At 59.2% G+C, this 12,756-nt stretch carries 13 protein-coding genes; 3 read left to right on the top strand and 10 right to left on the bottom strand.

The genetic code is table 11. From position 1 onward, the window contains the following. The first annotated feature begins 41 nt into the window (after positions 1-41). Entirely contained in the window at positions 42-2,618 is a 2,577-nt protein-coding gene (locus VN622_00160; GenBank protein HWR34266.1) for a ComEC/Rec2 family competence protein, read from the top strand. On the opposite strand, the gene VN622_00155 is transcribed toward VN622_00160, so the two are convergent. Next, positions 2,590-2,868 (bottom strand): DUF2007 domain-containing protein, encoded by a 279-nt coding sequence (locus tag VN622_00155; GenBank protein HWR34265.1) that lies wholly within the window; start codon positions 2,866-2,868, stop codon positions 2,590-2,592. The genes VN622_00160 and VN622_00155 overlap by 29 nt on opposite strands. A gap of 434 nt (positions 2,869-3,302) precedes the next feature. On the opposite strand from VN622_00155, the gene VN622_00150 reads away from it, so the two are divergent. Next, positions 3,303-3,593, top strand: coding sequence for a hypothetical protein (locus VN622_00150; GenBank protein ID HWR34264.1), 291 nt, complete (start codon positions 3,303-3,305; stop codon positions 3,591-3,593). A gap of 9 nt (positions 3,594-3,602) precedes the next feature. On the opposite strand, the gene VN622_00145 is transcribed toward VN622_00150, so the two are convergent. The 7 genes from VN622_00145 to VN622_00115 all read right to left on the bottom strand — a co-directional run bounded on the left by VN622_00145 (position 3,603) and on the right by VN622_00115 (position 9,930). After that, positions 3,603-4,439 carry a DUF3108 domain-containing protein gene (locus tag VN622_00145; protein ID HWR34263.1) on the bottom strand — a complete coding sequence of 279 codons (837 nt, stop codon included), beginning with the start codon at positions 4,437-4,439 and terminating at the stop codon, positions 3,603-3,605. Then, the gene (locus tag VN622_00140; protein HWR34262.1) at positions 4,439-5,011 is read right to left on the bottom strand and encodes an isoprenylcysteine carboxylmethyltransferase family protein; all 573 of its coding nucleotides are present in this window, start codon (positions 5,009-5,011) and stop codon (positions 4,439-4,441) included. The genes VN622_00145 and VN622_00140 overlap by 1 nt, the downstream gene beginning before the upstream one ends. After that, the gene (waaC, locus tag VN622_00135) at positions 5,008-6,081 is read right to left on the bottom strand and encodes a lipopolysaccharide heptosyltransferase I (protein ID HWR34261.1); all 1,074 of its coding nucleotides are present in this window, start codon (positions 6,079-6,081) and stop codon (positions 5,008-5,010) included. The genes VN622_00140 and waaC overlap by 4 nt, the downstream gene beginning before the upstream one ends. A 26-nt stretch (positions 6,082-6,107) precedes the next feature. Continuing rightward, positions 6,108-6,602, bottom strand: a complete 495-nt coding sequence (locus VN622_00130; GenBank protein HWR34260.1) for an adenylyltransferase/cytidyltransferase family protein — start codon at positions 6,600-6,602, stop codon at positions 6,108-6,110. Beyond that, a complete protein-coding gene (locus VN622_00125) occupies positions 6,599-7,633 on the bottom strand; it encodes a bifunctional ADP-heptose synthase (GenBank protein HWR34259.1) in 1,035 nt (344 codons plus the stop codon). The genes VN622_00130 and VN622_00125 overlap by 4 nt, the downstream gene beginning before the upstream one ends. A 69-nt stretch (positions 7,634-7,702) precedes the next feature. Further along, positions 7,703-8,650: a tetraacyldisaccharide 4'-kinase gene (gene lpxK, locus VN622_00120; GenBank protein ID HWR34258.1), complete on the bottom strand. Its 948-nt coding sequence runs from the start codon at positions 8,648-8,650 to the stop codon at positions 7,703-7,705. Then, positions 8,647-9,930 carry a 3-deoxy-D-manno-octulosonic acid transferase gene (locus tag VN622_00115; protein ID HWR34257.1) on the bottom strand — a complete coding sequence of 428 codons (1,284 nt, stop codon included), beginning with the start codon at positions 9,928-9,930 and terminating at the stop codon, positions 8,647-8,649. Before VN622_00115 ends, lpxK begins: the two co-directional genes overlap by 4 nt. Positions 9,931-10,000: 70 nt before the next feature. Between VN622_00115 and VN622_00110 the strand changes: the two genes are divergently transcribed. After that, complete coding sequence (locus tag VN622_00110; GenBank protein HWR34256.1) at positions 10,001-10,693, top strand: hypothetical protein; 693 nt, start codon at positions 10,001-10,003, stop codon at positions 10,691-10,693. Here the strand turns inward: VN622_00110 and VN622_00105 are convergent. Both VN622_00105 and VN622_00100 read right to left on the bottom strand, forming a co-directional pair. Beyond that, entirely contained in the window at positions 10,638-11,441 is an 804-nt protein-coding gene (locus VN622_00105; GenBank protein ID HWR34255.1) for a hypothetical protein, read from the bottom strand. The genes VN622_00110 and VN622_00105 overlap by 56 nt on opposite strands. 265 nt (positions 11,442-11,706) lie before the next feature. Continuing rightward, a complete protein-coding gene (locus VN622_00100) occupies positions 11,707-12,381 on the bottom strand; it encodes a hypothetical protein (GenBank protein ID HWR34254.1) in 675 nt (224 codons plus the stop codon). Positions 12,382-12,756 lie beyond the last annotated feature (375 nt).

Below are 12,756 nucleotides of genomic sequence, written 5' to 3'. Positions count from 1 at the left end.
AGCCGTTCGCCAACGCACCGCGACTCTTCGGACATTCGCCGGTGTTTGCCGCTTGCGTGGCGTTTGCGAGCGGAATCATCTTCGGTCGCCACTTCTGGCATCCTCCGGTTGTGCTGCTCTCGGCTTTTGCGCTCATCTTGGTTGGCGCGGTCGTGCTTGCGCTTCGACGCAACACCGTAGCAGCAGGAAGCGCGGCCCTTGTACTCTTTAGCCTGTGTGGCGCATTCGCCATTCAGGCCCGTGATGCCGCAGTCAGCCCAGCGTCTCCGCTACTGCGGCATAGCGAGGGCGAGGAAGTCAGCATCAGCGGATACGTCATTCGTGATGGCGTGCTGCGACAGAGTCCATTCGGCGGCCAGCAGCAGTCGGTGGACATCGCCGTCGAACAGGTCATGATTGAATCGCGCTCCGATGCCGTGAGCGGTTCCGTGCGGCTCAACATTTTCGAGCGCCACCGCAAGGCGAGCGCGGATGCCGATGGGGACGACGAGGAACAGTCAGCATCGAAACAGAGACTTCTCGTCTATGGCGAACGCGTAAGCCTGACGGCCAAGCTGCGCCCGCCACTCAACTACGGGAACCCCGGCGCACTCGATTATCGAGGCTATCTGCGCGCACAAGGAATTGATCTGCTGGGTACGGCGAGTACAGATGCGGTCAATGTATTACCGGGACACAGCGGGAGTGCATTCGCTGATTTGCGCAGCCGAATGCGTCGCAGCATCCTCGCCCGGATTCACGCTCTTTGGCCTGCGCCGCAGGCCGGATTGCTCGACGCCATGCTGATTGGCGAGCGCGCGTACATCGGCCCGGAGTGGCGCGAAGCGTTCCAGCGTAGTGGCACCTACCATGTGCTCGTCGTCTCAGGAATGAACGTTGGCATCCTGGCGTTCGTGCTCTTCTGGGTGCTCAAGCGAATACGTGCCGGAGAATTAACGGCAACGCTGGTCACGCTTTTTGTGACGTGCGGCTACGCCTATCTCGCCGATTCCGGCGCACCAATTGTCCGGGCAGCCCTCATGCTTGCCATCTACCTGGCGACGCGCCTGCTCTATCGACAGCGCGCTGCATTGAATGCCGTGGGTGTTGCAGCGCTCATTATTCTTGCAGCCGATCCCGGCGCGATTCTCGATGCCAGCTTTCAACTCACGTTCCTCTCCGTCGTAGCGATTGGAGGCATCGCGCTGCCCCTGCTGGAGCGCACCTCCGAGCCTTATCGAAGGGCGTTGCGCATGTTTGGCATCGTGGGATATGACCAGGTGCTGGACCCTAAGCATGCACAGTTCCGCCTGGATCTGCGAATGATTGCCGGACGCCTCTCCAGGTTCCTAGGAAAATCCGGCGCTCGCTTTGCCGTTGTCACCTTCTGCGCTACCGTACTTGGCGCTTATGAGGTGTTGCTGGTTTCGGAGCTGATGCAGGTTGCGCTTGCGCTGCCGATGATCTGGTACTTCCATAGGGCGACCCTGCTTGCGCTGCCGGCGAATGCGCTGGTCGTTCCTCTTACGGGCGTGCTCATGCCCGCCTCGGTGGCAGCGGTTGCGCTGAGTTATGTCTCTCAATCGCTGGCAGCCATTCCTGCGTGGATCGCGAGTTGGGCGCTTGAGGCTGTTACGGGAGCCGTTAAGCTAGTCGGCGCCTCGCGTATGAGCGATGTTCGAATGCCTTCACCCAGCGTCACCATGGCGGTCTTGGCCGCTGCGAGCTTTGCTCTTTCTCTGCTGCTGGCGCGACGGCGAGCGCTGTTGTGCGCCACGGGGCTGTTCACGTTAACCCTATGCGCGTTCTTGCTCGTCACCTACTCGCCCCACGCACAATTGCCGCGTGGCCTCTTCGAACTCACGGCTATCGATGTTGGTCAGGGCGATTCGTTCCTGATCGTCTCGCCGGAAGGCAAGACCTTGCTGCTTGATTCCGGCGGGATGCTCGGAAATGGGAATGCGGATTTCGATATCGGCGAGGATGTCGTCTCGCCTTACTTGTGGACCCGCGGAATCGCTCGTCTCGACGCTGTCGCCTTCAGCCACGGACATTTGGATCATATGGGCGGAATGCGCGCCATCGTGCGGAACTTCCAACCGCGCGAGCTTTGGATGGCGGAGGCGAACCTTTCCACGCCTGAGCTGGAAGCTTTGTTGGACATAGCTGCCGAGTATGGCGTTTCAGTTCGCAGGCGCGCCGCAGGGGAGGTGTTCGACTTCGGCGGACTGCATTTCCAGGTGCTTGCGCCACCACGCGACTGGGAACTTAAGGCCCGTGTACGTGATGAAGACGCCATGGTTCTGCGCATCAGCTACGGCGAAAATTCTGTGCTGATGGTCGGCGACGCTGGCAGGCGGATCGAGCGGGAGTTGGTGAAAAACGGCATCCGAGCGGACCTGTTGAAAGTCGGCCACCACGGCAGCATCACAGCGACCTCGCCGGAGTTCCTGGCTGCCTTGCGTCCGAAGCTGGCCGTAATCTCTGTCGGAAGGCGCAATACTTTCCGGCATCCGCGACCTGAGGTACTGGCGCGACTGGCTGAGGCACACGTCTCCACATATCGCACGGACACCATGGGCATAGTCAGCTTCTACCTGGATGGGAGCTCTATTCGGATTGCGCCGTATCGCCGGTGACTTCATCTTCGGCAGCCGCGCTGGCGCGGTATTCTTCTATCAGGCGTCGCGCTTCTTCTGCCTGCTCTGCCCGAACCTGGATGATGACGCCGCCGACCCCGGGCAGGACGTCTTGTACTGCGTCCAGCGAAGTCAACACGGACTGAATGCCAGAGGACTCGAGCAGCCCTTGAACCACCATGGCCTCTGATTCCTGCTCGGTGTCGAAAACCTTTACGAGAACTTCGTTCGGTTCCGGTGCAGTAGCCATTATTCCTCCAGCTTCTTCGATGCAGTAACCGCGCGGCTTGTGGAGTCTTTATCTGAGGACACCGACTTCAAAACTGTTACGCTTGACTCTAACATCGTTACAACGCTTATTGTCTTCCTGCGCGGAGCGAGGCAGTCGCGGAGTCGGAGGACCGCTATCACCAGCACGAGGCCGGAGGCTTCCTTCACTCGGCTTACGCCCGCCCTTGCTCAGAAACGCCTGAATGCCGGGCTATGCTCGCCCCACTTTCCATGATAGCTCCAATTATTAGTAGGCCGTGGCCGATGAGTGCGGAATCTCACTACCCCGTAAAAAACCGGCTAAAAACGCAACAGGGGGAAAACTCATTTCATCCAAGACGTTGAAACAGGTAATGGCTGCACGGCCAGCTCTTAACACGGGGCTGGCGTTTGTGCCTTCGGGGGAATGCGATCATGGGGTTGTCAGAGCAGCTGCCAGAGCAGAGGCCAGACCAACGGAGCGAAGCTGAACAAGCCGAACTGGCGGAGGAAGCTCGCAAGATTCGCCGCCTGCAGATCATGATTAACATGGTCATGTCGGTCATCAGCCAGGACGCGGATCTTACAATTGAGGAGGCTTCGGAGTTGGCGGCGAACAGCCGTCGCGCAGCCTTGGCAATGTTTCCGGACAAGGAACTTGCGTATGACCTTATCTACAAGCCTCGGCTACAAAGGCTTTTGAATGAGCGCTTCCGTCTTATCTAACTGGAAACGCTATGGCCGCTCGACACGAGTCAGCCGGAAGGTCAGCGTCCCCCAGAAAAGCCTGGCACGCATCTGCACAGGAATGTGGGACGCGTCGTCGGTGTACCACACCCATACCTTGCCCCGGCTTTTCAGCACGCCTGATTCGGCTTCGGGCTGCACCCGCACGGTCTTGAAGGTTCCGGCGTCGGTTTTGATTTCCTCACGTGCTTCAACGTGCGCTCGCACGTCCACTGTTTTGCCGCCGTCATTCAGGGGGAAGGTGTAGGTGCTACCCGGTTCAAGTTGCAGCGATCCTACGTAGAAGATTGCGGATAGCACGTCCGTAACGCAGCCGGGAATGTCTTCCTCGGTATGTTTGGTAGTACCGGTCTTCAGGTTGCGTTCGTCGAGCACAGCTTTACGGCGTCCGGCGTCAAAGCGTATCTGGGTGTCACGGCGGTGCAGGCCTTCTTCGGTATGTTTGTTGATTCGCAAGGAACAGAAGGAACGCCGGTCGAAGTAGCTCTCGAAGCGGTCCGCGACCCTGTACAACAAAGCTACGAATCCAGCCGAATCTGCCGTGCCCGTCACGCGCTGCTCATTGCCTGAGCCATCCATGCGAAGCGTAGCAGTTCCGGCTGTCCAGAGCCGCCATTCCGCTGCGTAATGCAATGTCTGCCCATTGGGAAAGCGGAATTTGTCGGGAGCAGGCCTGACATGAGATACGGGCCCGATTGTATCCCTTGAAACTTTCGGCGAGTTTGCAGGCGCCCGCGATGCCTGCGCGGGCGCTGCGGCCGGCAGGGCTGTCGTGAGCGAAAGAATCACGGTCAGAATCAGAAATATTGCTGTCTTCTTCAGCATCAACCTAGTCGCGAGTACCAGAACAACTTGGCCGCGAGGGCGCATAACATCAGCATCGCGCCCAACGTTGCATTGTACTCGCGGTGTTGCATGTAAAGCTCGCGTGAAAATCCCGCTCCTGGGTTCTTTGCACCGCAAAAAGTAGGCAGCAGGCGGGGAACACGCGCTGCATAAGAATCGTAGTTGCCGAACCGCGATCGCAGAAATCCTTCTTCCGAGCGTATGACTGGCAGATAAATGGCAACGAACAGCACCACTATCGCGACCGCGACCCAGATACTAAGCGAGGCAATGGCGAAACCGGCGGCAATGATGATGGAACCCAGGTACAACGGATTTCGGCAATAAGCGTAAGGCCCCGTCGTTGTGAGTTCCTCGTTTTTCTTAACGTGTCCGGAAGCGACCGCGCGCACCCAGACTCCTAAGGCCGCCACGGCTGCGCCGAGTACGAGGGAAACCAGCGTGGGCCGCGCCAGCCACAGGTATAAAGCGGCAAAAGCGAACCCGAGTGGCACCCTGATGCGCCGGGCAACGCGGCTCCAACTCACACCCGTCTGTGACGTTCCGGTCATTGCACTCCTAATAAACTCATGGCTGCCGAAGTTACTTCGGCCACCGTAATGGACATCAATCCTGCATCCAGCATCGCGCGATGCGAGTAGCTGGTGCGGCTCTGCTCGCTGCGCAACACGATACTTCGGGTCCCGTAGGGTCCGTTGCGCGCCGGGTCTGTCGGGCCGAAGAGCGCCACAACCGGCACTCCTAGCGCAGCGGCCAAGTGCATCGGTCCGGTGTCGCCGCCGATGAAAAGCTGCGCACCTCTCGTGAGCTCAATCAGTTCGGCGATGCCGCACGGAATCATCTTGGCCGCGCCGGCGCTCTCGGTCTGTACCGCACGCGCGAGCGCCTCTTCCGCGGGGCCGTAGTTGATGACGAGCTTCAATCCCGTGCTCGACAACTCACGGGCAACCGCAGCGTATCGTTCCGCTGGCCAGCACTTTGCTCCCCATCCGGCACCCGGAGTCAGTATGCCGTAGCGACACACTTCGTGCGCGTTCAGCACATTCTCGCGCCACTCGCGGGCGCGTGCGTCCACAGGGAAGATCGCTCGCGCGTCCGTTAGCGTCTTGCCTGCTACATGCGATGCCAGCGAGAAATTCTGCTCGATGACGTGCGCGCCTTCCGCCTCGACCGCGCTGGAATAAAGCATCGCGGCCAGCTTCTCGCGGGGGGTAGCGAATCCGAACCGGCGTTCTGCGCCAGACACTCGCGCCAGCAGCGCCGACTTGATCGCGCCCTGGAAATCAATGGCAACATCGTATTCACGTTCGCGGATTGCGCGGATGGCCGCGCGGACCTGTTCGCGCGTCGTTCTCGCCCCGATCGCCCGCCGCCAGTTCTTTGTATCCACGACGTGAACGGCATCAACGAGCGGCATGTCCAGGTTCGGCGAACCGCCGCACGAATTCGCGCAAGAGCAAAGTAACGCACGCCAGCGCTCCTCTATCGCCCATCCAATCTCGCAACCCGGCAGCGCGTGTCTTAAGGCACCAACGGCAGGCATGGCGTGGATCACATCGCCCATGGCGCCCAGCCGGACGACAAGGATGCGCGAAGGTTTTGCCGGGCGTTCGTTCTTCAAGTCAGGTTCGATCAAGGTTGCGCGGCTCAGGACTTCTTCTGCGGCTGCATCTGGCTAAGGAATTCGGTCGTGGAGTGATCCTTTGGATCGCCGACAATCTCCACGCGCCCGCCGCAGGCGATTACCGCGTCGCGTTCGGGGACGCTTTCGGCGGTGTAGTCGGTGCCTTTTGCTTGCACATCCGGTTTGATTTCGCCGATTAGCGCGCGCACATCCGGCTCCGAGAAGACCACGACGGCATCCACGTCCTGCAACGCCGCAAGGATTTCGGCGCGTTCGCCTTCCGGCATCAGTGGCCGCCCACCGCCTTTCAATATTCTGACGCTCTCATCCGAGTTGACGGCAACGACTACGCGTCCGCCAAGCGATTTCGCACCATGCAGATACCGGACGTGCCCAACGTGCAGCATGTCGAAGCATCCATTCGTCAAGATGACCTGCTCGCCCGCTGCCCGCCATTCTGCGACGCGCTGCTTCAGGGCTTCTCGTTCGAGAATCTTGTTTGAGTATCCCGGCTTCACTTGGTAGCGCCTGCCTCCGCCGCCTCATCGAGCGCCGCAAGCAATTCCGGGCGCGAAACGGTCGCCGTGCCACGCTTCATAACTACAAGACCGCCGGCAAAGTTCGCCAGGCGTGCTGCGGACTCTGTATCCGCGCCGGCGGCAAGCGCGGCAGTGAAGGTTGCGATCACCGTATCGCCCGCGCCGGTTACGTCGGTGACCTGGTTCGAACCGAAGATCGGAATCTCAACCGGCTTTGCCTTTCGCTCGAACGCGACCATACCGTCGCTGCCTCGCGTGACCACCAGCGAGTGCAAGTTCATGCGCTTCATAAGTTCGTCGCCTGCGGCAAAGAGCTTTTCGTGGTCGTTGCCGATGCTCACATTGAGCGCTGCTTCCACCTCGGGTTCGTTTGGCGTCGCGGCCGTAACGCCGCTGTACTCCAGCATCCGGTAGCGCGAATCCAGCGTTATAGGCATATCGCCAAGCGAGCCGTCTGAACGAATAAACGTGAGCAGTCGCGGAGTGGCCGCGCCGTAGCCATAGTCCGAAATCAGCATCGCGTCGGAGGCTTTTGCATATTCGCGCGCGGACGAGATCAGTTCGAGCAGCGCCGGATGCGTGTCTTTGATTGGCTCCGGTTCGCGATCCACGCGGACGACCTGTTGCCGCGCCGAGTGCGTCATCCCGGCAAGAATGCGCGTTTTCGTCGTCGTCGTGTGGCCCTTAACACGAACGATACCGCTGGTCGGAATCTTCTTAGCCTTCATCTGCTGCACGAGGAGGCGGCCAGGTTCGTCGTCCCCAACGATTCCGACGGGCAGCACGTTGATGCCGAGGGCGGCCAGGTTCATGACTGCGTTCCCGCCACCGCCGGGAACAACCGTCTGTTCGCGATGGCGCAGGATCAGGACGGGTGCCTCGCGTGAAACACGCGCAATCTCGCCGTAAACGAACTCGTCTGCCACAAGGTCGCCGAGAACCGTCACCGTGAAGTTTGTAAACTCCTCGACGTACTTGCGCAATTTTCCAATGTTGGCCTTTGTCTTCATTTAACCCTTGCTAATTGCCTTGGCTTGACCGGAATTCTCTCACGAGCACCGCTGCCCTGCCGAGTCAGCTTACAGCGTCGCCTGCCGGCGCGCGTCGATCGTCTTCAGCATGTCATCAATCACCGTCCCGGCGTCGTCCAACTCCATGGAGACTCGCGCAATGGTGACGTTGGGCAGACGAGTCAGCATGGTACCCAAATTGATGGAATCTTTCTCCGTGGTGATGAACCCATCAGCGCCATGTGACTGCGCCGCCATTAGCAAGTCAGCAACGTCGCGCTCGGAGTAGGCGTGATGGTCGCGATGCGAAATCTCGGCCAACGGCCTGATTCCGGCCTGTCGAATTTGGGAGAAGAACTGCTGCGGGCGCGCGATTCCACAGAACACGATTGGCTTGCTGCCGGTGTAGCGCACTTCGATCCCGCGACGCAGGCGCCAGATCCGCGAGCAGTAGGCTGCAACGTCCGTCGTCGGGAAGCCGGGCGCAACCACCACGGCATCGGCCCGTCGTAGTGAAGACACAGGTTCGCGCAGTCGCCCAGAAGGGACGAGTCTGCCGCGAACGTCTTCTTCCGAAAGCATCACGATATCGAAATCGCGCGCAAGCCGCCTATGCTGAAAGCCATCGTCAAGCAGATGCAAGTCCGGCGCGTCCTCGAGTTCGGCAAGTCGGCCAGCATCCAACCTTCGTTCGCCGACGAACACCGGCACGGCCAGTGTGCGCGCCATGAGCAAGGGTTCGTCCCCGAACTGGCGTGCCGCGCCCTCGCCGAGCACGCGCATCGCTCCGCGTGTCTGTCGTCCATAGCCGCGAGAGAGGATGTCGAATCTGATTCCGCGTCGCATCAGCAATCGTCCAAGCAAAATCGTGAACGGGGTCTTCCCTGCACCGCCGAGGCTTATGTTGCCGATGCTGACCACAGGCGCGCGCAAGCGCCGTCGTGGAAAAACCCCCGCGTCGTAGAGCGCGTTGCGGCTCGCAACCACTGCGCCGAAGATTCCTGATAGCGGATTCATCGGCGTCCCTCGCTGGAAAGTAGCTCGCGCAACGCAGCAATCGTCCTCTCCGTGGCACCCACCTGGGATTCAAGCACCGCCCTGGCCCGCGCCCCGAACGACTGTCGAGTGCCCTTGTCGTGGATGAGTTGCAACAGCGTTTGCGCCAGCGACTCCCGAGTGACTACCTGTAGGGCATCCGCACGCTGGAAAAGGGCGATGATGTCGCGGAAGTTTTCGGTATGTGGGCCCACCAGGATTGCTGCGCCATGCTGTGCCGGCTCCAGAATATTGTGTCCGCCGCGGGGCACCAAGCTTCCTCCGACGAATGCTATCTCGGCGACTTCGTAGATGGACGCCAGCTCGCCAATCGTATCGAGAACGAGCACTCCGCCTGAAAGTGAAATCGTTGCCAGATCGATTTGCAAGCGTCGCCAGAACCGTAGGCCGGTCGCGGCCAATGTCTGCGCGACCTCGTCGAAGCGCTCACGATGACGCGGCGCAAGCACCAGCAGCGCCTTCGGGTACCGCTCCAGCACGGTGGCGAATGCCTCCAGCACAATCGACTCTTCGCCCTCCACTGTGCTACCGGCCACGACGACGGCGTCACCGGCGGGGCCAAGCGCGCGTCGTAAATCTCCTATGAACTCGGCGCTTGCTGGCGGACGCACATCGAACTTCAGATTTCCCGCAACTCGCACCCGCTCCGAAGGCGCTCCGATTTCGACGAGCCTGTTCGCATCTTCCTCGGTCTGCGTGAGGAAGGCATCAACGTTGGAAAGCACGGCCGCGAGCAGCCCTCGGATGCGCCGATATCTCGGGAACGACCGGTCGGAGATGCGTCCGTTCACAACCGCAACCCTTGCGCCCGAGCTGTGGGCAACGCGCAGGAAGTTCGGCCAGAACTCTGTTTCAGCCAAGACCACCAACTCCGGCTTGAGCACGTCAAAGTAGGGGCGGATGCATGCAGCAAAGTCCAGGGGGAAATAGAACACCGAGGCTTCACCAAAGCGTTCGCGAGCCAGTTTTTGACCCGTCTGAGTCGTTGTGGAAACAACGATGCGATATGGCAGTTCGCGGCGTAGTTCGTTGACGACGGCGCTGACGGCCAGCACCTCGCCAACCGAAACTGCGTGGATCCAGATGGTAGGCCCGCTACTCCCGCGTAAACGCCGCGGCACAAACCCGAGACGCTCGCCCAGGCCCGCGCGGTACTTGCCGTGACGCACCATTTGGACGAGCCAGAACGGCGCTCCCAGGATGAGCGCAAGCGCCAGCAACGCACTGTATGCGAGATACACTGTGAGTCATTGTACTTGGCGATGCCGCTGTTCCGGTTGCCGCCATCGACAACACGGACGATAATCAGACATGCTTCGCTCGAACATGCATCGCTCAAACGGTGAAACCGGTACACGTATCGCCGCCGTCGTTCTAGTCGTCTGCGCGCTGTTCGTAGTCGTAGCCGCGGCAAAAGACTTCGTCATGCCGAAGGCGTTTCATGCGAAGACCTACCCGGCGCACGATGAGCATCCCGCCGAGAAAGTCTCAATCGCCGTCGATCCCTACGACATGGCGGACAAGGCAGCGGTTTTCAGCGTCCCGTACGCGCAGCACGGCTTCTTGCCCTTTCACGTCATTATCAGCAACGATGGCGATAGCGCCGCGTTTATTGCGAACATGAAACTTGAGTTGATCACGCGCGATCGCACGAAGATCCAGCCAGCGGATGACGATGACATATTCCGCCGCATCAGTCGCTTGAAGCGCCGTGGCGATGAGCCCTCGCGCAATCCGCTGCCGATTCCCCTCCCGCGCAGCAAGGATCGCGGCGGAGTTCCCAAGCAGGCCTACGAAGAACTGGAGGCTTCCAAGTTCCGCGCCAAGGCCGTCGAACCGCACTCGACACAAGCTGGGTTCTTCTTTTTCGACGTCGGAGACTTGCGCGATCCGCTCGCCGGAGCGCATCTGTATGTGACCGGACTGTCCGATGGAAATGGCGGCGAGCTCATGTACTTCGAAATTCCGCTGGAAAAGTACCTGAGCTATCAGCCAGCGAAGTAGTGCTGCAATTTTCCGCTGGAACCTGGGGCACCTTCAGGTGGGTGGGAAATGCCATTGCATGATCCAGCACGCGCTCTTGTTGGACTTCATGCTTATGGGTACTAGGCGAATGTGCTTCAGCTTGCCATAATTGCCGTGAGCGAAGACGGTATTTGTTATCACCGTCCTTGAAAAGTTCCTCGCTATATAGAGTGACGACAGCACTGAACCGAGCGGCGCAGAGGTCATTGGACGGGTTGCTGATCCTAAGTCCCCGGACCACTACTGACTCGCCCGGCTTCAATGAAACTTCTGAGCCGGAACTATGCGGCGTACCAAACAGCGACACGGCGGACGACTGTGTGTTCGTTCCTTCCTCAAACAGTGAGATATTGAGATGTTTGTAGGGAAATGCTGCTAGCCCATGCGGCGCCACGACGGCTTCACCGTCGGGACTCCAAGGCAGCATAATCATCTGATCAGTCGTGTTGCTCACTCCCATCTGGATCACCATCTCGCCACTTCGACAGCGTGATTTATCCACCTGCATGATCGAAACCTTAACGGGTTGAATCACGCTGCCAGGCCCACCGATTCCTCCTCCAGTCCCGCTCCCGCCTACAACTACTACCGCCGGCTCAGTCGTGCGAACAAGGCCAAGATCCAGGGTCTTGTTCTGGTCCGCACTCTGTGCTGAAGCGCCGATGGCCACACACAGAGCGATATACCTACCGGCATGCAGCATAAGGGGCAAAATTGATTGGGCCATTGAAGTTTCCATTCTGCAGTTCGTAAATGTAGGGCCGCTGCTACGATTGACTGCTGGGTGCCCCACATCTGCGCGGTGTTCGCAGATGTGGGTCTTTTTGGGATCTCATCACATTTCCCGCGAAGCCACTGCGTCTGTCAGCCGTCCATTGTGATTCGGTGATTGCGTAACGCCGGAAAAAGTTCAAAAGACCCACATCTCGGAACACCGCCGAGATGTGGGGCACCGACGCAGTTTACCCGGAGATGTGGACCACCAGCCCTACTCAGGGTTTAGTGCCATTGCAATCTGTCGCGCAGACCGTCAAAGGGTTGGAGACGAGCGAACCTGTGCTCGAAGAATCCTCGTGAATCTGACCATCTGCGAACCAGACGCGAGCAGAAAATGGGCGCCAGTTCGCTCGTATCAGCAGATTACCTGTGAGCATGGCATCAGTGGGTATCTCCCGCCTGGTCTTTGCACGTATCACAAAGGACTCATTGTGCTCCAGTTTTTTGCAATGTGAGTGGTTTGAATCGTCAACGAGGGTAATGCTCCCAAGCCCCCTGCTTTCACCGCCGAAATCACTTGTGAACAGTGAGAGGGCGGCCCCGTCGTATGTGTATGGCTCCGGTTTCAGGGGTTCCATGTTTGAAACGTTCGGCTCCGTGGGAATGCAAACAGGCTCCGACCCGGTATTTGTGAATCTAACTTCATATACAACTTTTTTGTCAGGAGTCACGTCGGCGCGCAAGAGGACAAGAGCCAACGGTTCGACCGGACGCGGTCGGCCACTAACCATCACACTACCGCTAGTAATCCTCTCCTCTGTCGGGATGAAGCGCCTTGTTGTTCTCGGTATGTCGGTCAAATCGAGGATGCGATCCTGGGCCATAAGTAAATTCAATGAGCCTGCAAATATCAATATCAGAAGCATCACTTTCAAGTTACCCATTGCCATCACTGCCTCCAAAATGACGCGGTGACCGTCCGGGAAGTGTGCATCTGGACGGTGCAGGTGTTACCGTTTACCGAGTCGCAGCCACCCCAGGCCGAGAATTCCGAACCGTTTGTAGGAATGGCGGTAAGTACGACCGTACTGGATTAAGCATACGTTGCTGAACACCTTTGCCCGCAGTCGAGACCCACATCTCGGAACACCGCCGAGATGACACGATAATTAGCGCGCCTGCAGGCGGATAACCCCGCTTTCAACTAACGACGACACACTTGCGACTGAATAGCTAGAATCGTTGAGGGTAGTCTGGCGAATAGAAGCTTTGACCTGCAGTTGTTGGCCAGTCTGTAACGAGGCGGATACTCGGCTTGGCAGGGC

This window comes from Clostridia bacterium, assembly GCA_035561135.1.
GTDB lineage: Bacteria > Acidobacteriota > Terriglobia > Terriglobales > Acidobacteriaceae > DATMYA01.
Note: the sequence above shows the minus strand (reverse complement) of the source record. Positions and strands in the feature narration are given on the sequence as shown.

What these genes read in the sequence shown, in the direction of transcription:
- VN622_00125 (HWR34259.1), bottom strand. Translation starts at nt 7,633, where the DNA reads ATGAAGACAAAGGCCAACATTGGAAAATTGCGCAAGTACGTCGAGGAG.
- lpxK (HWR34258.1), bottom strand. Translation starts at nt 8,650, where the DNA reads ATGAATCCGCTATCAGGAATCTTCGGCGCAGTGGTTGCGAGCCGCAAC.
- VN622_00145 (HWR34263.1), bottom strand. Translation starts at nt 4,439, where the DNA reads ATGCTGAAGAAGACAGCAATATTTCTGATTCTGACCGTGATTCTTTCG.
- VN622_00110 (HWR34256.1), top strand. Translation starts at nt 10,001, where the DNA reads ATGCTTCGCTCGAACATGCATCGCTCAAACGGTGAAACCGGTACACGT.
- VN622_00155 (HWR34265.1), bottom strand. Translation starts at nt 2,868, where the DNA reads ATGGCTACTGCACCGGAACCGAACGAAGTTCTCGTAAAGGTTTTCGAC.
- VN622_00150 (HWR34264.1), top strand. Translation starts at nt 3,303, where the DNA reads ATGGGGTTGTCAGAGCAGCTGCCAGAGCAGAGGCCAGACCAACGGAGC.
- VN622_00105 (HWR34255.1), bottom strand. Translation starts at nt 11,441, where the DNA reads ATGGCCCAATCAATTTTGCCCCTTATGCTGCATGCCGGTAGGTATATC.
- VN622_00140 (HWR34262.1), bottom strand. Translation starts at nt 5,011, where the DNA reads ATGACCGGAACGTCACAGACGGGTGTGAGTTGGAGCCGCGTTGCCCGG.
- VN622_00100 (HWR34254.1), bottom strand. Translation starts at nt 12,381, where the DNA reads ATGGCAATGGGTAACTTGAAAGTGATGCTTCTGATATTGATATTTGCA.